Source organism: Bacillus sp. JZ39 (genome assembly GCF_053903145.1).
This window is the reverse complement of sequence record NZ_CP096389.1, coordinates 1,907,159-1,929,508: the sequence shown is the minus strand read 5'-3', so window position 1 is coordinate 1,929,508 and position 22,350 is coordinate 1,907,159. Positions and strand designations below refer to the sequence as shown.

19 protein-coding genes and 3 pseudogenes are annotated in these 22,350 nt (G+C 43.7%); 16 read left to right on the top strand and 6 right to left on the bottom strand.

Going from position 1 to position 22,350, the window contains the following annotated elements; translation table 11 throughout:
• The first annotated feature begins 70 nt into the window (after positions 1-70).
• From M1D65_RS09790 to nrnB, 12 genes and pseudogenes are all read left to right on the top strand, one after another.
• Positions 71-463, top strand: a complete 393-nt coding sequence (locus tag M1D65_RS09790) for a DUF1360 domain-containing protein (RefSeq protein ID WP_014479963.1) — start codon at positions 71-73, stop codon at positions 461-463.
• Between the two features lie 135 nt (positions 464-598).
• Positions 599-2,131, top strand: a complete 1,533-nt coding sequence (locus tag M1D65_RS09785) for a glycoside hydrolase family 10 protein (RefSeq protein ID WP_064671441.1) — start codon at positions 599-601, stop codon at positions 2,129-2,131.
• Between the two features lie 104 nt (positions 2,132-2,235).
• A pseudogene (locus M1D65_RS09780) lies at positions 2,236-2,402 on the top strand (hypothetical protein).
• Positions 2,392-2,635: pseudogene (locus M1D65_RS09775) on the top strand (DUF5367 family protein). Before M1D65_RS09780 ends, M1D65_RS09775 begins: the two co-directional pseudogenes overlap by 11 nt.
• Before the next feature lie 150 nt (positions 2,636-2,785).
• Positions 2,786-3,928, top strand: coding sequence for an acyl-CoA dehydrogenase (locus M1D65_RS09770; RefSeq protein ID WP_077671721.1), 1,143 nt, complete (start codon positions 2,786-2,788; stop codon positions 3,926-3,928).
• 43 nt (positions 3,929-3,971) lie between these two features.
• Positions 3,972-5,621: an AMP-binding protein gene (locus tag M1D65_RS09765; protein WP_446014952.1), complete on the top strand. Its 1,650-nt coding sequence runs from the start codon at positions 3,972-3,974 to the stop codon at positions 5,619-5,621.
• Between the two features lie 9 nt (positions 5,622-5,630).
• Positions 5,631-6,965 carry an acetyl-CoA carboxylase biotin carboxylase subunit gene (locus tag M1D65_RS09760; protein ID WP_048654897.1) on the top strand — a complete coding sequence of 445 codons (1,335 nt, stop codon included), beginning with the start codon at positions 5,631-5,633 and terminating at the stop codon, positions 6,963-6,965.
• Positions 6,966-6,979: 14 nt separating this feature from the next.
• Positions 6,980-7,201 (top strand): acetyl-CoA carboxylase biotin carboxyl carrier protein subunit, encoded by a 222-nt coding sequence (locus tag M1D65_RS09755; RefSeq protein ID WP_014476962.1) that lies wholly within the window; start codon positions 6,980-6,982, stop codon positions 7,199-7,201.
• Between the two features lie 14 nt (positions 7,202-7,215).
• Positions 7,216-8,115, top strand: coding sequence for a hydroxymethylglutaryl-CoA lyase (ldeG, locus tag M1D65_RS09750; protein ID WP_086343897.1), 900 nt, complete (start codon positions 7,216-7,218; stop codon positions 8,113-8,115).
• A gap of 20 nt (positions 8,116-8,135) precedes the next feature.
• Positions 8,136-8,918 (top strand): enoyl-CoA hydratase, encoded by a 783-nt coding sequence (locus tag M1D65_RS09745; RefSeq protein WP_070549077.1) that lies wholly within the window; start codon positions 8,136-8,138, stop codon positions 8,916-8,918.
• A 10-nt stretch (positions 8,919-8,928) separates the two neighbouring features.
• Positions 8,929-10,464 carry an acyl-CoA carboxylase subunit beta gene (locus tag M1D65_RS09740; RefSeq protein WP_456270856.1) on the top strand — a complete coding sequence of 512 codons (1,536 nt, stop codon included), beginning with the start codon at positions 8,929-8,931 and terminating at the stop codon, positions 10,462-10,464.
• Positions 10,465-10,631: 167 nt separating this feature from the next.
• Positions 10,632-11,831 (top strand): oligoribonuclease NrnB, encoded by a 1,200-nt coding sequence (gene nrnB, locus M1D65_RS09735; RefSeq protein ID WP_124073264.1) that lies wholly within the window; start codon positions 10,632-10,634, stop codon positions 11,829-11,831.
• Positions 11,832-11,879: 48 nt separating this feature from the next.
• Here the strand turns inward: nrnB and M1D65_RS09730 are convergent, their stop codons facing one another.
• From M1D65_RS09730 to M1D65_RS09720, 3 genes and pseudogenes are all read right to left on the bottom strand, one after another.
• Positions 11,880-12,476 (bottom strand): DedA family protein, encoded by a 597-nt coding sequence (locus tag M1D65_RS09730; RefSeq protein WP_003231529.1) that lies wholly within the window; start codon positions 12,474-12,476, stop codon positions 11,880-11,882.
• A 72-nt stretch (positions 12,477-12,548) separates the two neighbouring features.
• A pseudogene (galU, locus tag M1D65_RS09725) lies at positions 12,549-13,429 on the bottom strand (UTP--glucose-1-phosphate uridylyltransferase GalU).
• A gap of 6 nt (positions 13,430-13,435) precedes the next feature.
• The gene (locus tag M1D65_RS09720) at positions 13,436-13,882 is read right to left on the bottom strand and encodes a GtrA family protein (RefSeq protein ID WP_014479951.1); all 447 of its coding nucleotides are present in this window, start codon (positions 13,880-13,882) and stop codon (positions 13,436-13,438) included.
• A gap of 681 nt (positions 13,883-14,563) precedes the next feature.
• Between M1D65_RS09720 and xynD the strand changes: the two genes are divergently transcribed.
• Both xynD and xynC read left to right on the top strand, forming a co-directional pair.
• Positions 14,564-16,105, top strand: a complete 1,542-nt coding sequence (gene xynD / locus M1D65_RS09715; RefSeq protein ID WP_456270855.1) for an alpha-L-arabinofuranosidase — start codon at positions 14,564-14,566, stop codon at positions 16,103-16,105.
• Positions 16,106-16,235: 130 nt separating this feature from the next.
• Complete coding sequence (gene xynC / locus M1D65_RS09710; protein WP_038827855.1) at positions 16,236-17,504, top strand: glucuronoarabinoxylan endo-1,4-beta-xylanase XynC; 1,269 nt, start codon at positions 16,236-16,238, stop codon at positions 17,502-17,504.
• Between the two features lie 259 nt (positions 17,505-17,763).
• On the opposite strand, the gene M1D65_RS09705 is transcribed toward xynC, so the two are convergent.
• The 3 genes from M1D65_RS09705 to M1D65_RS09695 all read right to left on the bottom strand — a co-directional run bounded on the left by M1D65_RS09705 (position 17,764) and on the right by M1D65_RS09695 (position 21,301).
• Positions 17,764-18,027, bottom strand: a complete 264-nt coding sequence (locus M1D65_RS09705; protein ID WP_077671716.1) for a YnfE family protein — start codon at positions 18,025-18,027, stop codon at positions 17,764-17,766.
• 74 nt (positions 18,028-18,101) lie between these two features.
• Complete coding sequence (gene eglS / locus M1D65_RS09700; RefSeq protein WP_411263253.1) at positions 18,102-19,601, bottom strand: endo-1,4-beta-glucanase EglS; 1,500 nt, start codon at positions 19,599-19,601, stop codon at positions 18,102-18,104.
• A gap of 302 nt (positions 19,602-19,903) precedes the next feature.
• Positions 19,904-21,301, bottom strand: coding sequence for an alanine/glycine:cation symporter family protein (locus tag M1D65_RS09695; RefSeq protein WP_021479777.1), 1,398 nt, complete (start codon positions 21,299-21,301; stop codon positions 19,904-19,906).
• A 509-nt stretch (positions 21,302-21,810) separates the two neighbouring features.
• Here M1D65_RS09695 and M1D65_RS09690 point away from each other — a divergent pair.
• Positions 21,811-22,164, top strand: coding sequence for a hypothetical protein (locus M1D65_RS09690; RefSeq protein ID WP_014476950.1), 354 nt, complete (start codon positions 21,811-21,813; stop codon positions 22,162-22,164).
• A 25-nt stretch (positions 22,165-22,189) separates the two neighbouring features.
• Positions 22,190-22,315 (top strand): hypothetical protein, encoded by a 126-nt coding sequence (locus tag M1D65_RS09685; RefSeq protein WP_003231548.1) that lies wholly within the window; start codon positions 22,190-22,192, stop codon positions 22,313-22,315.
• The last annotated feature ends 35 nt before the right edge of the window (positions 22,316-22,350 follow it).

Sequence of the window (22,350 nt, the reverse complement as noted above, 5' to 3'; positions counted from 1 at the left end):
TTTTTGTATCAAAGAATGGATCGATGACACTAGGGAATGATAACATCATCCTTTTTCTTGGAGGCTTGTCATGGATCATTTATCTTTTCTTACGTTTATCATGCTGATTCTAGCCAGTTACAGGCTGACACATTTGATTGTGTTCGACAAAATCACAGAATTTATCCGAAAACCTTTTATGAAAAAGAAAAGGATTGTTGATCAAAACGGGCATGTAGATGAAAAAAGCGTGCCGGCTTCTAACTTTGGATACATGCTCAATTGCTACTGGTGTGCCGGTGTTTGGTGTGCCATCTTGATCGGACTTGGCTATCTTTTTTTGCCTCGTATTGCAATACCGCTGATCTTTATTTTAGCTATTGCCGGAGCACAAGCGATCCTTGAAACGGCTGTCGGTGTCGGCGTAAAACTTATTGACGTGTTAAAAAGTCTGCAAACCATGATTAATGATAAAAAGTCCTAAAAGCGGTTCACAACATGCTTTAGGACTTTTTTCGTTTATTTAGTGAGATAGACATTCTGTTAATCACCCTTTTATAGCCCGGGAATACCGTAATAGCGAATAGTGAAAGTGATGTAATGGGGGAGAAGAAACAGAATGAAGGTTTGCCAAAAGTCGATTGTCCGTTTCCTTGTCAGCTTGATCATCGGAACGTTTGTCATTTCCGTTCCGTTTATGGCCAATGCGCAGTCTGACAGGGAGCTGAGAGCCGTATGGATTGCTTCCGTATTAAATATTGATTGGCCGTCCAAAAAAGGGTTATCTGTGAAAGAGCAAAAACAGGAGTATAGCAAACTGCTGGACGATGTGCAAAAAATGGGAATGAATGCCGTTATTGTTCAGATTAAACCGACGGCTGATGCCTTTTATCCGTCAGCTTACGGGCCTTGGTCTGAATACTTAACCGGTATCCAAGGGAAGGACCCGGGCTATGATCCTCTTGCATTTATGATTGAAGAAACCCATAAACGAAATTTGGAATTTCACGCGTGGTTTAACCCTTACCGTATTACAATGAATCATACAGATCTTAATAAATTGTCTGAGAGTCACCCGGCAAGAAAACATCCAGATTGGGTTGCCGCCTACGGAAACCAGCTGTATTATCATCCAGGCATTCCAGAAGCGAGAGATTTTATCGTCAAAGGCATTGAAGAAGTCGTAAAACATTATGATATCGATGCTGTTCATATGGATGATTATTTTTACCCTTATAAAATAGCAGGACAGGAATTTCCTGATCAAGCACAGTATGAACAATACGGAAAAGGCGCTTTTGCTAATATCGATGACTGGCGGCGGGACAATGTGAACCAGCTTGTCAAACAAATCAACCAAACAATTAAAGCTGAAAAACCGTATGTCAAATTCGGCATCAGTCCCTTTGGAGTATGGAGAAACGCCGCAGATGACCCGACCGGATCGAATACAAAAGCAGGCGTCAGAAATTATGACGATCTATATGCAGACACAAGACATTGGATCCAAGAAGGCGACATCGATTATATTGCTCCGCAAATTTATTGGAGTATCGGCTTTAACGCAGCGGCTTACGACGTGCTGGCTGATTGGTGGAGCAATGAAGTCAAAAATAGGCCTGTTCACTTATATATTGGCCAGGCAGCATATAAAATCAATAACAATTTTGATCCGCCTTGGTCCGACCCTGAGGAATATGTGCGGCAAATCACTTTGAACCGCCAGCTTGAACTGGTGAAAGGAAGCATGCATTTCAGCCTCAAGGACCTCAACAAAAATCCGCTTGGCATCAAAGACAGGCTTATCACCGATCTTTACAGCAAGCCGGCACTGGTTCCGCAAATGCCTTGGCTTGACAATACCGCCCCAAAAAAACCGAAGCTTACGAAAGTCACCGAAGACAAAAACGGCAATCTTCTGCAGATTAAAGATCACCCATCAAATCAAAAAACGAAAGAAACAGCCTATTATGCGATATACAGAGCCGAAGGGAAAAAGCAGAGAACATTGCTGGCAACGCAAAGAAAAACACATGAGCAGCAAACCTTCTTAGATAACACGGCAGATCCTAACAAGAAATATACGTATTATGTCACTTCAGCAGACCGGCTTCATAACGAAAGCAAGGCTTCCAAACGAACAACAAAATAAGAAATGAGAAGGACGGCTTACTAAGTCGTCTTTTTTAGTGATTTTGGAGACAGGAAATGATGGTAAACCGCTGTATTTTTTTAAAAAACAAAGGTGAGATTCACATGAATATGGAGGCGGTGTTTGGACATTTTCCATTATTGGAATCTGAGAAACTAGTGCTAAGTAAATCGAAGAGAAACACGTACAGGACGTGTTTTACGTTTTCATTTCTAGTCTGGTTAGGTGCCACATTATTTTTTGTGCTGTTCGAAGATGCTGTGTTGACTGATCCGGCTGAAGAAGCCTTTTTGACGAACTTTCTTCTCTTGGAAGCGGGCACCGCTCTTGTTTTATGCCTTGTGTTCTTTCTCTATCATAAACTCGATCAATCACAGTTCGCGGTGATCAAGCTAGGTATATGGGGATCAGCGGTCGGTTTATTGATTGATACGATTTCCCTTTGGAATCTCCCTCATCTTCCCGGCTTTATCAAAGGGCCAAGTTATTGCGTTTGCGATATAGATGGTATGCGCCTACTGCATGTATTTGCTCATTCCGCTGAAATTATCACATAAAAAATGATTCAGTTTTAATTTTCAGACTTTTCTTGTCAGGGAATGATTATAGAACTCGCCTAATAGGATGTTACAAAGATGTGAAGGAGGAAACGATGTGAATTTTGAGCTGACAAAAGAACAACAAATGGTGCGTGAAATGGTAAAAGATTTTGCGAAAAAAGAAATTGCTCCTCACGCTGAACATGTAGATCAAACAGGCGAGTTCCCGATGCAAACATTTGAAAAAATGGGTGAACTCGGCCTGATGGGTATTCCATTTCCAGAAGAATACGGCGGATCTGGCGGTGATACGATTTCATATGCCTTAGCGGTTGAAGAAGTCGGCAAAGCCTGCGGCAGTACTGGATTAAGCTATGCTGCAGCGGTCTCGCTAGGCGCAAGCCCTCTTTACTACTTCGGAACAGAAGAGCAAAAACAGACGCATTTGACGCCGCTGGCTTCAGGCACAGCACTCGGATCATTCGGCCTGACGGAGCCAAATGCCGGCTCAGATGCAGGAGGCACTCAAACAAAAGCAATTTCAAATGGTGACGAGTATGTAATCAACGGCGAAAAGTGCTGGATCACTAATGCAAGCTACGCACGCACAGTTATTGTAACCGCCGTAACAGGCAAAAACAAAGACGGAAAAAACATCATCTCCGCATTAATCGTGCCAACTGACACACCAGGACTTACGATTACGAGCCCGTACGATAAAATGGGCGTCCGCGGTTCGAATACAGCGGAAATTTTGCTTGAGGATGTAAGAGTGCCTGCGGGCAACTTACTTGGCGATCCAACAAAAGGGTTTAAACAGTTTCTATATACGCTGGACGGAGGGCGAATCTCCATCGCTGCTCTTGCAGTCGGCATTGCCCAAGCGGCCCTTGATGCATCATTGGCATATGCGAAAGAACGAAAGCAGTTTGGACAGCCGATTTCTTCCTTTCAAGCGATTCAATTTAAGCTTGCTGACATGGCGATGGAAATTGATCTGGCACGGCAAATGGTGTTAAAAGCCGCCTGGCTGAAAGACCATAACCACCCGTTCACAAAAGAAGCGGCGTACGCCAAGCTATTCGCATCTGAAATGGCGACAAGAGCTTGCAATCAAGCCATTCAAATCCATGGAGGTTCAGGCTATATGAAAGAGTATGGGGTAGAACGGATGCTGCGGGACGCAAAATTAATGGAAATCGGTGAAGGCACATCTGAAATTCAGCGTCTCGTGATCGCCAGACAGCTTTTAAAATAAAAATGTAAACGCTTTCCTATCATTAAGAAAGGAGGAACAATGAATGGCTGAACTCATCCATTCCACAATCGGCAGGCTGCTGGAACAAACAGCTGATGCGTATCCCGATCGAGATGCTGTTGTGTATCCAGACCGAAATATCCGCTATACGTACGCTCAATTTGACAGTCTGTGCCGTCAAACCGCTAAAGGTCTCATGCGGATGGGGATTGGAAAAGGAGACCACGTCGCCATATGGGCTTCTAATATCCCTGAATGGCTTGCCGTCCAGTTCGCAACTGCGAAGATCGGAGCCGTGCTCGTGACCGTCAATACCAATTATCAAGCACACGAGCTTGATTACTTGTTAAAGCAATCGGATGCCGCCACGCTTATTATCATGGATTCATACAGGGGCACTTCTTATCCAGACATCGTGAGCAATTTAATTCCAGAACTGCAAGAAGCAAAGCCCGGCCAACTGAAATCTGAACGCTATCCCTTTTTAAAAACGCTAATCTATATTGGCAATAAACGGTTGCCTGGCATGTATCATTGGGACGATACAGAGATATTGGCGAAAACAGTGACAGATGCTGAGCTTGAAGAGAGAATGAACAGCCTGGATAAAGACAATGTGATTAATATGCAATACACATCAGGAACGACAGGGTTTCCAAAAGGCGTGATGCTGACCCATTTCAATGTCATCAATAACGCTGCTAATATCGCTGAATGTATGGCTTTAACCTCTCAAGACCGCATGTGTATCCCGGTTCCGTTTTTTCACTGCTTTGGATGCGTCCTTGGGGTTTTGGCATGTGTATCCGTCGGGGCAGCCATGATACCCGTGCAAGAATTTGATCCCGTTACCGTCCTTAAAACGGTAGAAAAAGAGAAATGCACAGCGCTCCATGGTGTGCCTACCATGTTTATCGCCGAGCTGTATCATCCGGATTTTGATGCATATGATCTATCGACGCTCCGAACAGGAATCATGGCCGGCTCTCCCTGTCCAAGTGAAGTGATGAAAGCTGTGATTGAAAGAATGGGCATGAAAGACATTACGATCGCCTATGGACAAACCGAAGCCTCGCCAGTCATTACGCAAACGAGAGCAAATGATTCCTTCATAAGAAGAGTCGAAACAACCGGCCGCGCCCTGCCACATACTGAGGTGAAAATTGTAGAACCTGGGACATGTCAAGAAGTTCAAAGAGGCATGCAGGGAGAACTGTGCACCCGTGGCTATCACGTCATGAAAGGCTATTATAAAGACAAAGATGCGACCAGAAAAGCAATCAATCATGACGGATGGCTGTTTACCGGAGATCTTGCTGTCATGGATGAAGACGGATACTGCCGCATCACCGGAAGATTAAAAGATATGCTCATCAGAGGCGGCGAGAACATTTATCCGCGGGAAATTGAAGAATTTTTATACCGGCATCCCGCTGTTTTAGATGTACAGGTCGTTGGTGTGCCTGACGCCAAATTCGGGGAGGAAGCTGCAGCCTGGATTAAACTGAAAGACGGTAAAAGCGTTTCACCTGATGAGCTTAAAGCCTATTGCAAAGGGAAAATCGCCCGCCACAAAATTCCGCGTTATGTTATTTTTACGGATGACTATCCGATGACGGCCTCAGGCAAAATTCAAAAATATAAACTGCGAGAAAAAACGATTGAAATGTTCAACCTATCATCAAGTCAATGAGGTGAAATCATGTTTACAAAAGTACTGATCGCCAACCGCGGAGAAATTGCAATGAGAATTATCCGAACATGCAGCCGTCTCGGCATTAAAACGGTTGCGGTTTATTCAGAAGCAGACAAGGACGCGCTCCATACAAAAGCCGCTACAGAGGCTTATTTGATCGGAGAATCGAGAGTCAGTGAAAGTTATTTAAATATAGAGAGAATCATAAAGACGGCGAAAAAAGCAAATGCCGACGCGATCCACCCGGGATATGGATTGTTATCAGAAAACAGCAGATTCGCTGAACGCTGCAAGCAAGAAAACATCGTGTTTATCGGACCTTCCCCTGATATCATCGCAAAGATGGGCAGCAAAATTGAAGCGCGAAAAGCAATGGAGGCTGCAGGTGTCCCTGTGGTGCCGGGCGTTTCTGAATCCCTCGGAGATATAGAGGCAGCCTGCCGCACCGCAGGTCAAATCGGCTATCCTGTCATGCTGAAAGCTTCAGCGGGCGGAGGGGGCATCGGAATGCAGCGTGTTGAAAATGAAGAAGCATTAAAAAAAGCGTACGAGGGAAACAAAAAGCGCGCAGCAGATTTTTTCGGTGACGGGTCGATGTATATAGAAAAAGTTATTGAACATGCGCGCCACATCGAGGTTCAGCTTTTGGCCGATCAACACGGCCATACAGTACATCTGTTTGAACGTGATTGCTCTGTTCAGAGGCGCCACCAAAAAGTCATTGAAGAAGCACCGTCTCCATTTGTAGACGATGAACTAAGAATGAAGATCGGGCAAACAGCGGTAAAAGCAGCGAAGGCAATCGGCTATACGAACGCAGGCACCATCGAATTCATAGTTGACCAGAAGCAAAATTTTTATTTCCTCGAAATGAATACGAGACTGCAAGTTGAACACCCCGTGACTGAAGAAATAACAGGCCTGGACTTAGTTGAGCAGCAGCTGCGGATTGCTGCGGGCCATACACTCACATTCTCCCAAAAAGACATCCAACGGAACGGGCATGCGATAGAGGTTCGAATATACGCGGAAGATCCCAAGACCTTCTTCCCGTCACCAGGTACGATCACTGCGTTTTCACTTCCTGACCAAAAAGGAGTCAGACACGAATGTGCGGTAGCAAAAGACAGCACCGTTACCCCTTTTTATGACCCGATGATCGCTAAGATGATTGTCAAAGGCCAAACCAGAACAGAAGCAATTGAAAAACTAGAGACAGCGCTTCGCGACTATCGTGTAGAGGGAATCAAAACAAATCTTCCGCTTCTCATACAGGCTGCGGCAACAAAGGCATTTAAAGAAGGGGATGTCACGACTGACTTTTTGAAACAACACCTATAAAGGAGGCAGTTGTCATGACGGTTAGCATACAAATGGCAGGAAACCTGTGGAAAGTCCACGTCAAAGCCGGCGACCAAATCGAAAAGGGCCAGGAGGTAGCCATTTTGGAATCGATGAAAATGGAAATCCCGATCGTTGCAGATAGAAGCGGAATCGTAAAAGAAGTCAAAAAAAATGAAGGAGACTTTGTAAATGAAGGAGACGTACTGCTCGAACTGAGCGATTCCACTCAATAATTTGGAGGAAGACCATGACATATCCTAAAAAAGTGACAATCAAAGAAGTCGGCCCGCGTGACGGCTTACAAAACGAGCCCGTATGGATCTCAACAGAGGATAAAATAACCTGGATCAACCAGCTTTCCAGGACAGGGCTTTCGTATATTGAAATCACATCCTTCGTTCACCCGAAATGGATTCCGGCGCTTCGAGATGCTATCGATGTAGCAAAAGGCATCGACCGAGAAAAAGGGGTAACGTACGCGGCACTTGTCCCGAATCAAAGAGGACTGGAGAATGCACTTGAAGGAGGCATTAACGAGGCTTGCGTTTTTATGTCCGCCAGCGAGACGCACAACAGAAAAAACATCAATAAATCCACTTCTGAATCCCTTCATATACTCAAACAAGTAAACAACGACGCACAAAAAGCAAACCTCACAACAAGAGCCTACCTCTCGACTGTTTTCGGCTGTCCGTACGAAAAAGATGTCCCCATTGAACAAGTCATTCGCCTTTCAGAAGCTCTATTTGAATTTGGGATTTCTGAACTTTCGCTTGGAGATACGATTGGAGCGGCTAATCCCGCCCAAGTGGAAACTGTACTTGAAGCTCTTTTGGCACGATTCCCGGCTAATCAAATTGCCTTGCATTTTCATGATACGAGAGGAACCGCTCTGGCCAACATGGTCACAGCACTCCAAATGGGCATCACGGTGTTCGACGGCTCGGCAGGCGGGCTTGGGGGATGCCCATATGCGCCAGGTTCATCAGGAAACGCCGCAACTGAGGATATCGTGTACATGCTTGAACAGATGGATATCAAAACAAATGTAAAGCTAGAAAAACTGCTATCTGCGGCCAAATGGATTGAAGAAAAAATGGGCAAACCGCTGCCGAGCAGAAATTTACAGGTGTTTAAATCATCTTGATAAAAGGGAGGACGCATACAATGGGAGATTCTATTCTTTTTACTGTTAAAAATGAACATATTGCGTTGATCACCTTAAACAGGCCTCAGGCAGCAAATGCTCTTTCAGCGGAAATGCTTAGAAACCTGCAAATGATTATCCAGGAAATTGAATTCAACTCAAACATCCGTTGCGTCATCCTCACAGGCACCGGTGAAAAAGCGTTTTGTGCAGGGGCAGACCTGAAGGAACGGATAAAACTGAAAGAAGATCAGGTTCTGGAAAGTGTATCTCTCATTCAAAGAACGGCGGCTTTACTTGATGCCTTGCCTCAGCCGGTCATAGCTGCGATAAATGGAAGCGCATTAGGCGGCGGACTAGAATTGGCATTGGCATGCGACCTTCGAATCGCAACTGAATCAGCTGTGCTGGGACTTCCGGAAACAGGGTTAGCTATTATCCCGGGCGCTGGAGGGACCCAAAGGCTGCCCCGGCTGATTGGCAGAGGAAAAGCAAAAGAATTCATTTATACAGGCAGACGCGTGACCGCACACGAAGCAAAAGAAATCGGCCTTGTAGAGCATGTCACCGCTCCTTGTGACCTTATGCCAAAAGCAGAGGAACTGGCCGCAGCCATTTCTGCCAACGGGCCGATCGCTGTCCGTCAGGCTAAATTTGCAATCAATAAAGGATTGGAGACAGATCTCGCTACAGGCCTTGCGATTGAACAAAAAGCGTATGAACAAACCATCCCGACAAAAGACAGGAGAGAAGGGCTTCAGGCCTTTCAAGAAAAAAGACGGGCCGTATACAAGGGAATATAAAAGGGAGGCAATGCTGATGGATTATGAAAAGGAACGAACAGAACGGGCTGAACGGATTCGAAAAGGCGGAGCGGAAAAGTATCATCAAAGCAATCGGGAAAAAGGCAAGCTCTTTGTCAGAGAGCGGCTTTCCCTTCTCTTTGACGATGACATTGAGCTAGAAGACGCTTTTTTTGCGGAATGTATGTCAGACGGGCTTCCCGCTGACGGAGTTGTAACCGCTATCGGCAAAATCGGCGGCCAAACCGTTTGCGTCATGGCGAATGATTCAACAGTGAAAGCGGGGTCATGGGGAGCAAAAACAGTTGAAAAAATCATCAGAATTCAAGAAACCGCCGAAAAATTAAACTGTCCGGTCATTTATTTAGTCGATTCGGCAGGCGCCCGAATTACCGACCAAATCAATGTCTTTCCAGGGAGACGCGGTGCAGGAAGAATTTTTTACAATCAAGTCAAATTATCGGGACGCATTCCGCAAATCTGTCTGCTTTTCGGACCATCTGCAGCAGGTGGCGCTTATATTCCGGCCTTCTGTGATATCGTCGTTATGGTAGACGGTAACGCCTCCATGTATTTAGGCTCGCCAAGGATGGCGGAAATGGTTATTGGCGAAAAAGTGTCTCTTGAAGAAATGGGTGGCGCCCGTATGCATTGCTCAACCTCCGGCTGCGGAGATATTCTTGCAGAAACTGAAGAAGAAGCCATACAGCTGGCGCGGGCTTATTTGTCTTACTTTCCGGCAAATTTTCAAGAAAAAGCGCCCATTCATAAGAAACGCCCGCCAAAACACTTCGACACTCCGCTTGCCGACGTCATTCCGCAAAATCAAAACGCACCTTTTGATATGCATGAGCTGATTGAGCGGGTCATAGATGAAGACTCATTTTTTGAGATCAAAGCCTTATTTGCACCGGAATTATTGACGGGCCTCGCACGAATCCACGGACAGCCTGTCGGCATTGTTGCAAACCAGCCGAAGGTAAAAGGAGGCGTCTTATTCCACGATTCAGCAGACAAAGCGGCTAAGTTTATTACCTTATGTGACGCTTTTCATATCCCATTGCTGTTCTTAGCCGATATCCCCGGTTTTATGATTGGCACAAAAGTAGAACAGGCTGGGATTATCAGACACGGAGCGAAAATGATTTCTGCGATGTCGGAGGCAACTGTTCCAAAACTCTCTGTCATTGTCCGAAAAGCTTACGGGGCTGGGTTGTATGCAATGGCAGGGCCGGCATTTGAACCGGATTGCTGTCTAGCGCTCCCGACCGCCCAAATCGCCGTCATGGGCCCTGAGGCAGCTGTAAACGCTGTCTACGCTAAAAAAATCGCCGAGCTGCCAGAAGAAGAGAGAGCCGCATTTATCAGCAGCAAACGGGAGGAATACAAAGAGGACATCAATATCTACCGTCTGGCTTCAGAAATGATCATTGATGCTGTTATCCCAGCCAATTCGCTGCGTGATGAGCTGGCCAAACGGCTCAAGGCATACATGACAAAGGAAATGACATTTACCAATCGAAAGCATCCGGTTTATCCAGTATAAAAGCAAGAACTTAGGAGCGTAAAAAGCGCTCCTTTATATATTTACAATAACAACATTATGTCAACTAATTACATTTGCATAAAACACTTTGTTTTTTAGAATAGTAAATAAAGGCTGCCGCACCTCTAGCGGCAATTGTCAGTTTATCATAAAAAGGGGCCCACATTATGTATCATTTATATTCACATAACGACTTGGACGGAGTAGGGTGCGGAATCGTAGCAAAATTAGCGTTCGGAAAAGACGTAGAGGTCCGGTATAACTCTGTCAACGGCTTAAACGCACAGGTGCAGTACTTTTTAGAAAAAGCGAAGGAGAGCAACAGACAGGACGCGTTATTCATCACCGATCTCGCCGTCACTGAAGAAAACGAAGAGAGATTGAATGAGTATGTTCATGCAGGGGGCAAAGTGAAGCTCATTGACCATCATAAAACAGCCCTTCATTTGAATGAGCATGAATGGGGATTTGTCCAGGTGGAATACGATGATGGAAGGCTCACATCCGCGACATCGCTTTTATATGGCTATCTCGTTGAAAATGGCTTCATGAAACCGACAAACGCCTTAGATCAATTCACAGAGCTCGTCCGCCAATACGATACATGGGAGTGGGAGCGGTACGATCAAAAACAGGCGAAGCGGCTTAATGATCTTTTCTTTTTGCTGTCAATCGATGAATTTGAAGCAAAAATGATCCAGCGCCTTTCCGCGCATGACGAATTTTTCTTCGATGATTTTGAAGAAAAACTGCTTGATTTAGAAGACGAAAAAATCGAGCGCTACCTCCGCAGAAAGAAAAGGGAAATGGTACAAACCTTTGTTCACGAACACTGTGTAGGCATCGTTCACGCTGAATCGTACCATTCAGAGCTGGGGAACAGGCTAGGGAAAGATAATCGGCACCTCGATTACATTGCGATTTTGAGCATGGGGTCAAAACGAGTCAGTCTCCGCACCATTCATGATTACATCGATGTGTCAGAAATCGCTGGCCGATATGGCGGCGGAGGGCATGCAAAAGCGTCCGGCTGTTCAATAACCGATGAAGTATACGAGTTGTTTGTAGCTGAAGCTTTCCGTATTGATCCTGTACGGCCGGATGCCTTCCGTAACATCTATAATCTAAAGGGATCTGCGAATGGATCATTATATGAAAATCGCGCACAAATGAGATTTTTTCTTTTCCCTTTAGACAACGAATGGAATATTCAAATTAACGGAGAAACCCAAGACGAAACATTCGCAGCGTTTGAAGAGGCAGAATGGTTTATTAAGAGAAATTATGCCGCATCGCTCGTGCGGGATGAAGTGTTTGTCGCATTTTTAGCGGAGAATCTGAAGCTGGCAAATCAACATCGGAAGTAAAAAAATATGCATAGGGGAGCGTCAGTCACCCCTATGCATATCTGCTAGCTATCGTTTAAATATGGCTGTACGTTTCTTAATCACAAAATAAAGGGCTATCACGACAACAGCCAATATCATAATCGGTGTTGTATAAGTGCCTGCTATATTCTCAACATCATCCCACTGGCTTCCTAGCTGTATGCCTAAATAAACAAACAGAATAGACCATGGAATGATAGCAAGCACAGTCAGTACCACAAATTTGAGAAAAGGCATTCTGGCAATACCTGCCGGAATGGATATGGCATGTCTGACAACCGGTATAAAACGAGCCGAGAAGACAACTCCGGCGCCGTATTTCTGAAACCAGTTTTCCGACATGTCAATATGATGCTTTTTAATCAATAAATACTTCCCGTATTTGTCCAGAAATGGCCTGCCGCCATAGCGGCCGATCCAGTAAATAAAGATCTGGGCAATGGTGCCCCCAATAACACCCGCAATAATTGCGCCAATAAATCCAATCGTGCCTTCCGATACCATATAGCCGCCATAAGCTAATACAATCTCACTCGGAATGATTTCAATCATTAACCCAATCGCAATACCCGCATATCCCATGTTCGTCAGCCATGTTAAAATTTCGCTTATCAAACTGCCCACATTCTTCACAACCTGTCCTAATCTTTTTCACTATTATATGACTGATTGACGAGCAAGATGGTTACAATTTTTTTACCGCAGCATTTCTTTCGTTTCCCGTTTGATCACATCTTCTAAATAGGCCAAAAGCTGAGATCTCATTTCGGGACGCATTAAGCCGATTTCGGTGCTCGCTTTAAAACAGCCCAGCTTATCGCCAATGTCATATCGATTTCCTTCCAGCAGCCGGGCATGGATCGGCTTCTTACGGCAAACCTCACGAAGCGCATCTGTCAGCTGAATTTCGTTGCCCGCGCCTCTGCCAATTGTCTTCAAAACGGAGAAGATCGAAGAATTCAGCACATAACGTCCCATTACTGCGATTTCCGAAGGTGCTTCTTCAGGAGAAGGCTTTTCCACTCATATACATGCCCTTGAGACCCTGATGTATTTATAATACCATATTTGCTGACATCCTCAGGGAGAACTGACTGTACACCGACAACCTCTGTGCCATAAACGTCATATACATCCATTAATTGCCGAAGAGCCGGTGTTTCAGACACCATAATATCATCACCTAAGAGAACAGCAAAAGGCTCATCTCCGATAAAATGCTCCGCACACAGCACCGCATGGCCTAATCCGAGCGGTTCTTTCTGGCGGATGTAATGAATGTTGGCCAAATCGGCAATCTGCTGCATTTCCTTAAGTGTCTCCGTCTTGCCTTTTTCCCGGAGATTGAATTCCAATTCGACCGACCGATCAAAATGATCTTCAATCGAGCGTTTGTTTCTCCCTGTAATAATCAGTATATCTTCAATTCCTGACTCTGCGGCCTCTTCTACAATATATTGGATTGCTGGTTTGTCGACGATTGGGAGCATTTCTTTAGGCTGCGCCTTTGTCGCCGGCAGAAATCTCGTTCCTAAACCCGCTGCGGGAATAACCGCTTTTCTCACTTTTTTTCTCATTCATCCTCACTCCTGATCCTGTATGTTTTTCAGCGAATCTCCAAATACCCAGATTCGGTTTCCGATAAAATTCATCATCATTCCGCCGATAGTGGCGGCGAGCTTACTCACCAAAAGCGAGCAGCCGCAATTTTGAAACAAATAAAGTAGCAAAAAGGTGATCCCCGACGCGGCAATATTAATCATGAGAAAACGCACGATCTCTTTCCCGTCAGCCTTACGTTTCACACAAAACGTCCAATTCCGGTTCCACACATAGCTGTTGACGATACCTGCAGTATAGGAGCAGATCTGCGCCGGCAGATAAGAGACATGACAAGCGGTAAGAAGAAAGAAGACACCAAAATCTATCAGCGTATTGCCGACGCCTACGGTGCAAAAACGGCCTAAGGTCTTTATTTTTTCTTTCAGCGTAACGGACCTCCCTTCATAAAAGATGCGAGTGGCAGTCATATTTGTTGATATGGATTACTATAGCGGACAGTGTTGAATAAACAATTAATAAAATATGAACAAAACATGAAAAAAGCGAAGCGGGTATACCGCTCAATAGTTTTTATACTCTTTAAAAAGCAGCGGCATGAACGGCTGATTTTTCGAAAACGCTCATTACATAAAGATGAAAAAATATGACATATTTCGCAGGGGAAGAGGGCGAAATGATAACGAAAGGTCTTGCAAAGAAGAGAACAATACTTCATTAGATTGAGTGGTTTTAAGCCTTGATTCCCTATCAGCAGAGATGATGTCTATTATGTCAATAATCGAGGGAACAGTCTAAGCGAAGAAGAGTCGGTAACAGCCGTATATGTAGCCCCATCTAAACAATGAATAAATGTATCCAGTTCCTTTGTAGAATCGAACACGAATTCCTCCAAAAGTATTCTATACACTATTTTTTTAATAAGGTAGGATGTTAGATAAAGGGATTTTTTTGAATAAATATACATACCTGCTCAAGCGTTATAGGGGACTTGAACAATTCGCCATTTTATTTTCTGGACAATGACCGCTAGGAATGGGGGAACTTTTCTAGATTGATCTTGAAGAAACAAGTGGTGCAGTCTTCATGACCTGTTGTTAACAAATTTCAAAAGAACCCTTCATTTTAAGGAAAAAGGAGGCTGTTAAGTGATGAGGAAAAAGTGTAGCGTATGTTTATTTGTTTTTGCTTTACTATTGAGCTGTTTATCTGGAAAGTCTGCGTATGCTGCCACCAGTAGTACAATTGCAAAACATGTAGGGAATTCAAACCCGCTTATCGACCATCATTTGGGCGCAGATCCGATTGCGCTGACCTATAACGGGAGAGTCTATATTTATATGTCAAGTGATGACTATGAATATAATAGCAACGGAACGATTAAAGATAATTCATTTGCCAATTTGAATAAAGTATTCGTCATTTCTTCAGCGGATATGGTGAACTGGACAGACCACGGAGCCATTCCAGTAGCAGGTGCCAATGGAGCTAATGGTGGCCGTGGGATAGCAAAATGGGCAGGGGCGTCATGGGCACCGTCAATCGCAGTAAAAAAAATCAATGGCAAGGATAAATTCTTCCTTTATTTCGCAAACAGCGGCGGAGGTATCGGGATTCTCACCGCAGACAGCCCGATTGGTCCATGGACCGATCCAATCGGAAAACCGCTCGTAACGCCAAGTACGCCAGGAATGTCTGGTGTTGTATGGCTTTTTGATCCGGCAGTATTTGTAGATGATGACGGCACCGGTTACCTGTATGCCGGGGGAGGCGTTCCTGGCGATTCAAATCCAACGCAGGGGCAATGGGCCAATCCGAAAACGGCTAGAGTCATAAAATTGGGGCCTGATATGACGAGTGTTGTTGGAAGTGCATCTACAATTGATGCGCCTTTCATGTTTGAAGATTCGGGATTGCACAAGTATAACGGAACATATTATTACTCCTATTGCATTAATTTCGGCGGCACGCACCCGGCCGATAAACCCCCGGGTGAGATCGGCTACATGACCAGTTCAAATCCCATGGGTCCCTTTACATATAGAGGGCATTTCCTGAAAAATCCGGGTGCATTTTTCGGAGGTGGCGGAAACAACCATCATGCTGTTTTCAATTTTAAAAACGAGTGGTATGTGGTGTACCACGCGCAAACTGTCAGTTCCGCTCTGTTCGGGGCCGGCAAAGGATACCGTTCTCCCCATATTAATAAGCTGGTGCATAACCCAGATGGATCCATCCAAGAGGTAGCAGCAAATTATGCAGGTGTAACACAGCTTTCCAATTTGAATCCTTATAACCGGGTAGAAGCTGAAACGTTTGCTTGGAATGGACGCATTTTGACAGAGAAGTCCACAGCACCCGGCGGGCCAGTAAATAATCAGCATGTAACAAGCATTCAAAATGGAGACTGGATTGCTGTAGGAAATGCAGACTTCGGAGCGGGCGGTGCCAGGTCATTTAAAGCAAATGTAGCATCCACTTTAGGCGGGAAAATAGAAGTGCGTCTTGATAGTGCAGACGGTAAGCTTGTTGGAACTCTGAATGTGCCTTCAACAGGCGGAGCGCAAACGTGGAGAGAAATAGAAACTGCAGTAAGCGGGGCAACAGGTGTGCACAAAGTATTCTTTGTATTTACCGGAACAGGTACAGGAAACTTGTTTCATTTTGATTACTGGCAGTTTACGCAAAGATAGGACTCGTAATGGGACCGCTTAAAAACGAGGCGGGTGAAGTACGAGCCATCACCGGAACAGCCCGCCATTATGGATATGCCATACAGATTTTTTAATACCGTAAAAGACACATGACGAAGGAGAGGAATAAATGATTCCACGCATAAAAAAAACAATTTGTGTACTATTAGTATGTTTCACTATGCTGTCAGTCATGTTAGGGCCAGGCGCTACTGAAGTTTTGGCAGCCAGTGATGTAACAGTTAATGTATCTGCAGAGAAACAAGTGATTCGCGGTTTTGGAGGGATGAACCATCCGGCTTGGGCTGGGGATCTTACAGCAGCTCAAAGAGAAACTGCTTTTGGCAATGGACAGAACCAGTTAGGATTTTCAATCTTAAGAATTCATGTAGATGAAAATCGAAATAATTGGTATAAAGAGGTGGAGACTGCCAAGAGTGCGGTCAAACATGGGGCAATCGTTTTTGCATCTCCCTGGAATCCTCCAAGTGATATGGTTGAGACCTTCAATCGGAATGGTGACACATCAGCTAAGCGGCTGAAATACGATAAGTACGCCGCATACGCGCAGCATCTTAACGATTTTGTTACCTTCATGAAAAATAATGGTGTGAATCTTTATGCGATTTCGGTCCAAAACGAGCCTGATTACGCTCACGAGTGGACGTGGTGGACGCCGCAAGAAATACTTCGCTTTATGAGAGAAAACGCCGGCTCGATCAATGCCCGCGTCATTGCACCTGAGTCTTTTCAATACTTAAAGAATTTGTCGGACCCGATCTTGAACGATCCGCAGGCTCTTGCCAATATGGATATTCTCGGAACTCACCTGTACGGCACTCAGGTCAGCCAATTCCCTTATCCTCTTTTCAAACAAAAAGGAGCGGGGAAGGACCTTTGGATGACGGAAGTATACTATCCAAACAGTGATAACAACTCGGCGGATCGATGGCCTGAGGCATTGGATGTTTCACAGCATATTCACAATGCGATGGTAGAGGGGGACTTTCAAGCTTATGTATGGTGGTACATCCGAAGATCATATGGACCTATGAAAGAAGATGGTACGATCAGCAAACGCGGCTACAATATGGCTCATTTCTCAAAGTTTGTGCGTCCCGGCTATGTAAGGATTGATGCAACGAAAAACCCTAATGCGAACGTTTACGTGTCAGCCTATAAAGGTGACAACAAGGTCGTTATTGTTGCCATCAATAAAAGCAACACAGGAGTCAACCAAAACTTTGTTTTGCAGAATGGATCTGCTTCAAACGTATCTAGATGGATCACGAGCAGCAGCAGCAATCTACAACCTGGAACGAATCTCACTGTATCAGGCAATCATTTTTGGGCCCATCTTCCAGCTCAAAGCGTAACAACATTTGTTGTAAATCGTTAAGAGCACAAAGACACACAAAAATAATAGAGTGTCTGAATTGGCGATTTTTCCGATTGGGAAATCGCTTTTTTATTTTGTTGCTGAATTACAGGAAGAAGAAAGGATGTACATAAAAACAGCAAAGCTTTAATCTTCATCTTTTCTAGTTTACATAATATATATTCTAGGAAGCAAACAAAATAAATAAATTTCTGTCTCAATATCAAAGTATACTTAAGTTAGTGAGACAGAAATTAAAATTTTTCTGCTGAATGACAAATCAAAAAAATGGCGTTGTCAATCCATAATAAACTGCTTCTAAATCCTCCAGCGTCATATCGCCATATGCGCATTTGATAACAGAATCAGCAAACACATCATAGTCATAATCTGTAGAAAATCCTTGCTGCAGCTGTTTTTCGTAAACTTCGATCTGATCTTTTTGATGCTGGATGTCTTTTTCCTTACCTGGATAGTCCGGACCATTTATCGCATTATTCATTTCTTTGAACAGCATCATATACCGCTTCAGTATTTCATCCACAGCCTAAACCTCCTTGTTTTACTGGATAAGATAATGAAAACGGACATCATTGCTGATGCCCGCCAAAAGTTAAACTATTTGGGTTCTGTTCCCCAAATCAGTTTTCCATGATTATATAATGTGATTTTTTTCGTTGTTTTAAACGTATTTGATTTGAAAAAGGAATAATCGCCGCTTTGTGCATAATTGCTCCAGTCATCATTGTGAAGACGGATCTGAATATTCCCTGTGCTTGCTCCCGGTGCCAGCGTTCCGTTTTTAAACCCAAGTTCCAGATAGGTATCTGCACCTTGCTTTGGTTTATGCAACGTCACAAACTTGTGTGTCACATTGCCGCATCCAATCTGCGCGTAGTCACAGTCAAAGTTTTGGCCTTTGTTTTTCGCTTTATACCAGTAACGGGCAGTGACATCTTTTAAATCAACCGTGGTATTGCCGTTATTTTTTATTTGAAGCTGCGGACGGATTTGGTTGCTGTTCATACTCCCATCCCCTGCTCTGTATTGTACAGAAATACCGTTTTCCTGTGTGGGTTTATCTTTTGCTGGCGTTTCAGGAATGTCCTTCGTCGAATCTTTGGTGCCGAGAATGTTTTCTCTAACGAATGTTCCTGAAGCAGATAAATCTGACAACTGCCACCCGCCTGTTTTAGATGCCCCCGGCTTTAAAGCTGAGGATGATTCCTGCTTATCAGAAAGATTCCAGTTCACCCAGCTAATGGTCTTGCTATCGAGATATTTCAGCCATTCCCGCGATTGATCAAGGAATACACCACCATTTCCGGAAGCATCACTTGTCCCCCATTCTGTCACAAAAATAGGCGCTCCTTTGCTGAGTGCATAGTTTGCTTTATCCCGTAAAAACTGGCCGTGTGTGCCGGCATAAAAATGAAGTGCGTACATAACGTTTGCATCTTTTAGCTGGTCATCGGCTGCATCATTCACATCCTGGCTCCATGTACCGGTTCCGACAATGATGATGTTGTCTGGATCATTTTTGCGGATAACGGAAATCACTTCTTCCGCATAGGGTTTAATATCACGCTTCCAGTTCACATCACCGTTTGGTTCGTTTGCAATTTCATAAATGACGTTTGGCGTGTTTCCGTAAAGACTTGACATTTCCTTGAAGAATTCTTTTGCCTTCTCTTTATTTTGGTTTGGGTTACCGTCATTTAAGATATGCCAGTCAATGATGACATATATCCCAAGCTCTTTTGCCGCTTCAACCGCTTCTTTTACTTTATTTTTCACGGACGGGTTGTCAATATAACCGCCATCTGCCGTATACATCGCTGCACGGAAAACGGTGATACCCCAATCGTCCCTCAGCCATTTTAAGCTGTCTTTATTGACATATTCTCCATACCATTGCAATCCGTGTGAACTGATCCCCTTCAGCTGTACCGCTTTACCGTCTCGGTTAACGAGCTGTGTACCTTTTATGCTAAGCTGGCCATTCTGGGCTACTGGCGTTTTTGTCCCTGCTGCTGATGCCGGCGAAGCCAGCATGCCGCCCATTGTCAATAACGTAATCAATAAACACGTAATAAAAATCGAGATTGACCGTTTCATATCTGATCTTTTCCTCCTTCGCATCATTTTGGCTCTCCACTTCTTATGAGCACGAACTCATTGTAAAAATCTTTCTCATGATTGTCTATCAACCTAATTTCTTGTTTTTGGGAGGTTTAAAAGCCTGTCAATTTACTCTATCTCCATTGAATAAGACACACATGACACATATAGAACAAAGAAAACTGGACTGAATTGGGACTTTACACGTCATTTTTCATTCGAGTCGAAAAATTAAATTTATTTCCAATAATGAAAAAGCTGCATTCAACTATTGAATGCAGCTTTGTTTTATATTTATATTATGCTTCTTGTTTCTCATCTTCCCATGTTTCAGCGTTTTTCAGCCCTGGGATGTTTTTCGCTTTAAACACAGGATCAAGTCCTTGCTTACGCTGTTTCGCGTAATCTTTATACACTTTGTAAGCAACGTTTGACAGCAACGTAATCACAATTAAGTTGATCAGCGCCATGATACCCATAAAGAGGTCCGCCATATCCCAAACGATTTGGAAGCCTGATAAAGATCCATACACAACCATAGCAATTACAGCGATACGGTAAATGTTCAGCCATGTTTTGCTTGTTTTAATAAATTCAATGTTTGTCTCGCCATAATAATAGTTGCCGACAACTGAACTGAATGCAAACAAGAACATTGCGACTGCGATGAAAGTCGGCGCCCAGCCTCCAATATGATGGTTAAGAGCAGCCTGTGTTACTTGGATGCCGTCGCCTTTTGGTGTTACACTGTACAGCAAAATAATAAATGCTGTGGACGTACATATGATAAATGTATCGAAAAATACACCTAATGTTTGAATAAAGCCTTGCTTTGCCGGATGGGATACATGAGCCGTCGCAGCCGCGTTTGGTGCGCTCCCCATTCCTGCTTCGTTTGAAAACAGTCCGCGCTGCGCACCGATAACGATGATGCCGCCTATTCCGCCGCCGACGACTTGTTCAAAACCTAAAGCATTTTTAACAATTGTAGCGATAACGCCAGGGAAAGCCGTAATATTCGTGATGACAACAAATAAAGCGATAAGAATATAAATGCCTGCCATAACCGGCACAATTAGCTGTGAAACAGCGACAACACGTTTTAAACCGCCGAAAATGATAAACGCAGTTAAAACCGCCAGAACTATGGCTACAACTATTTTATTCACATGGAATGCGCCATCCAATGCTCCAGCAATTGTATTTGTTTGAACAGCGTTAAAAATCAAGCCGAATGAGACGGTAATTAAGATTGCAAAAACGATGCCAAGCCATCTGGCACCAAGACCCTTTTGAATATAGTAGGCCGGCCCTCCGCGGAAATCCTCCCCGTCTCTCACCTTATAAAGCTGCGCTAACGTACTCTCAACAAAGCTTGAAGCCATACCTACTGCAGCCACTACCCACATCCAAAATACAGCGCCTGGTCCGCCTGTCGCAATTGCTAAGGCTACACCAGTCAAATTCCCTGTGCCGACTCGGGATGCGGCCGAAATAAAGAATGCCTGCATAGATGAAACACCTTTATTTCCTTCCGGCTTCTCCCCTACTATTCTGAACATTTCAATAAAATAACGGAATTGGATAAAACCAAAACGTATGGTAAAAAATAATCCAAGCCCTATTAAAATATAAAATAGGTATTTCCAGATGAAATCACTTGGAATATTAATCAAACTATTGAAAAAAGACTCCATATTTACCTCCCGTTTTCATCAATTCAATACGAATTCGATTTTGATGTTAGATTTTTTAACATAACGAGTTTTATTATATCACAATATGACGAATTAGGAAGTTTTTTCGAGAAGAATATTGTCATATCCAGATGTTACTCTGTCGACCCCTTCTCTATTATTTTCCTACGAATAAAAACATTCCTTGCAAGCTGGCTTTAAAAAAAGAGTACCCTATTAACAATGTAATCATTTCTTCCCATTCTCTTGCCTTTCTCTTTGATTTACACATAAATAAAGTAATAAATCCTAAACAACAAACATATCATTTAAAATATGTTTTTATTCACACCATAAACCGGGTATACATACGCTAATAAAAGAAGTTTTCTCTTTCAAAAATAAGCAAAAAGATATATACTTAACAAAGTTAAGTTTATTTTTAAATTTAATAAATCAGGTTTACTTTTAGGATGGATTGGGGTATTATTATAAAAATATTCAGTAATATTAAAGGAGGGGGAGATCATTTGAAAAAAGTAACGATATTGAAAGCATCCATCTTATTCTTGGCGATTGCCAGTTTTCATTTGCTCTCAATTCCCCACGCCTTTGATATCGGCCATCATTATAAAGCCGTAGCCGACCAGCAGGAAATGCATGAAATGAAAGCCGGCCAAAATGCTGATGATGAGAAAAAATCCATTACAGGGGCATTTACGCTGACCGCTTTATGGGCAATGGCTGTTCTGCTGCTGACCGCTGAAAGCAAAAGTACGGGATACTCCCGCAGACGTCAGCGGAAAAAAAGCTTTATACTGGCCAAATTTTATCAATCGTCTTATTTCGGCAAACTTCATGTTCAACATCACCCGATTATGTAACGAAAATATGAGGAGGCTGTTTAACATGTTGTTTATCTTAAGAATGGTGATTTTAGGCTTATTCTCTTTCACAGCGCTAAATTTATTTGTATGGCAGGGAATTGAAGTCATTCATGCGGTAACAGATCTATTCACCAACCATGAAAGCTGATAAAAAACAAACGAAACCCGCTCATATAGTATGAG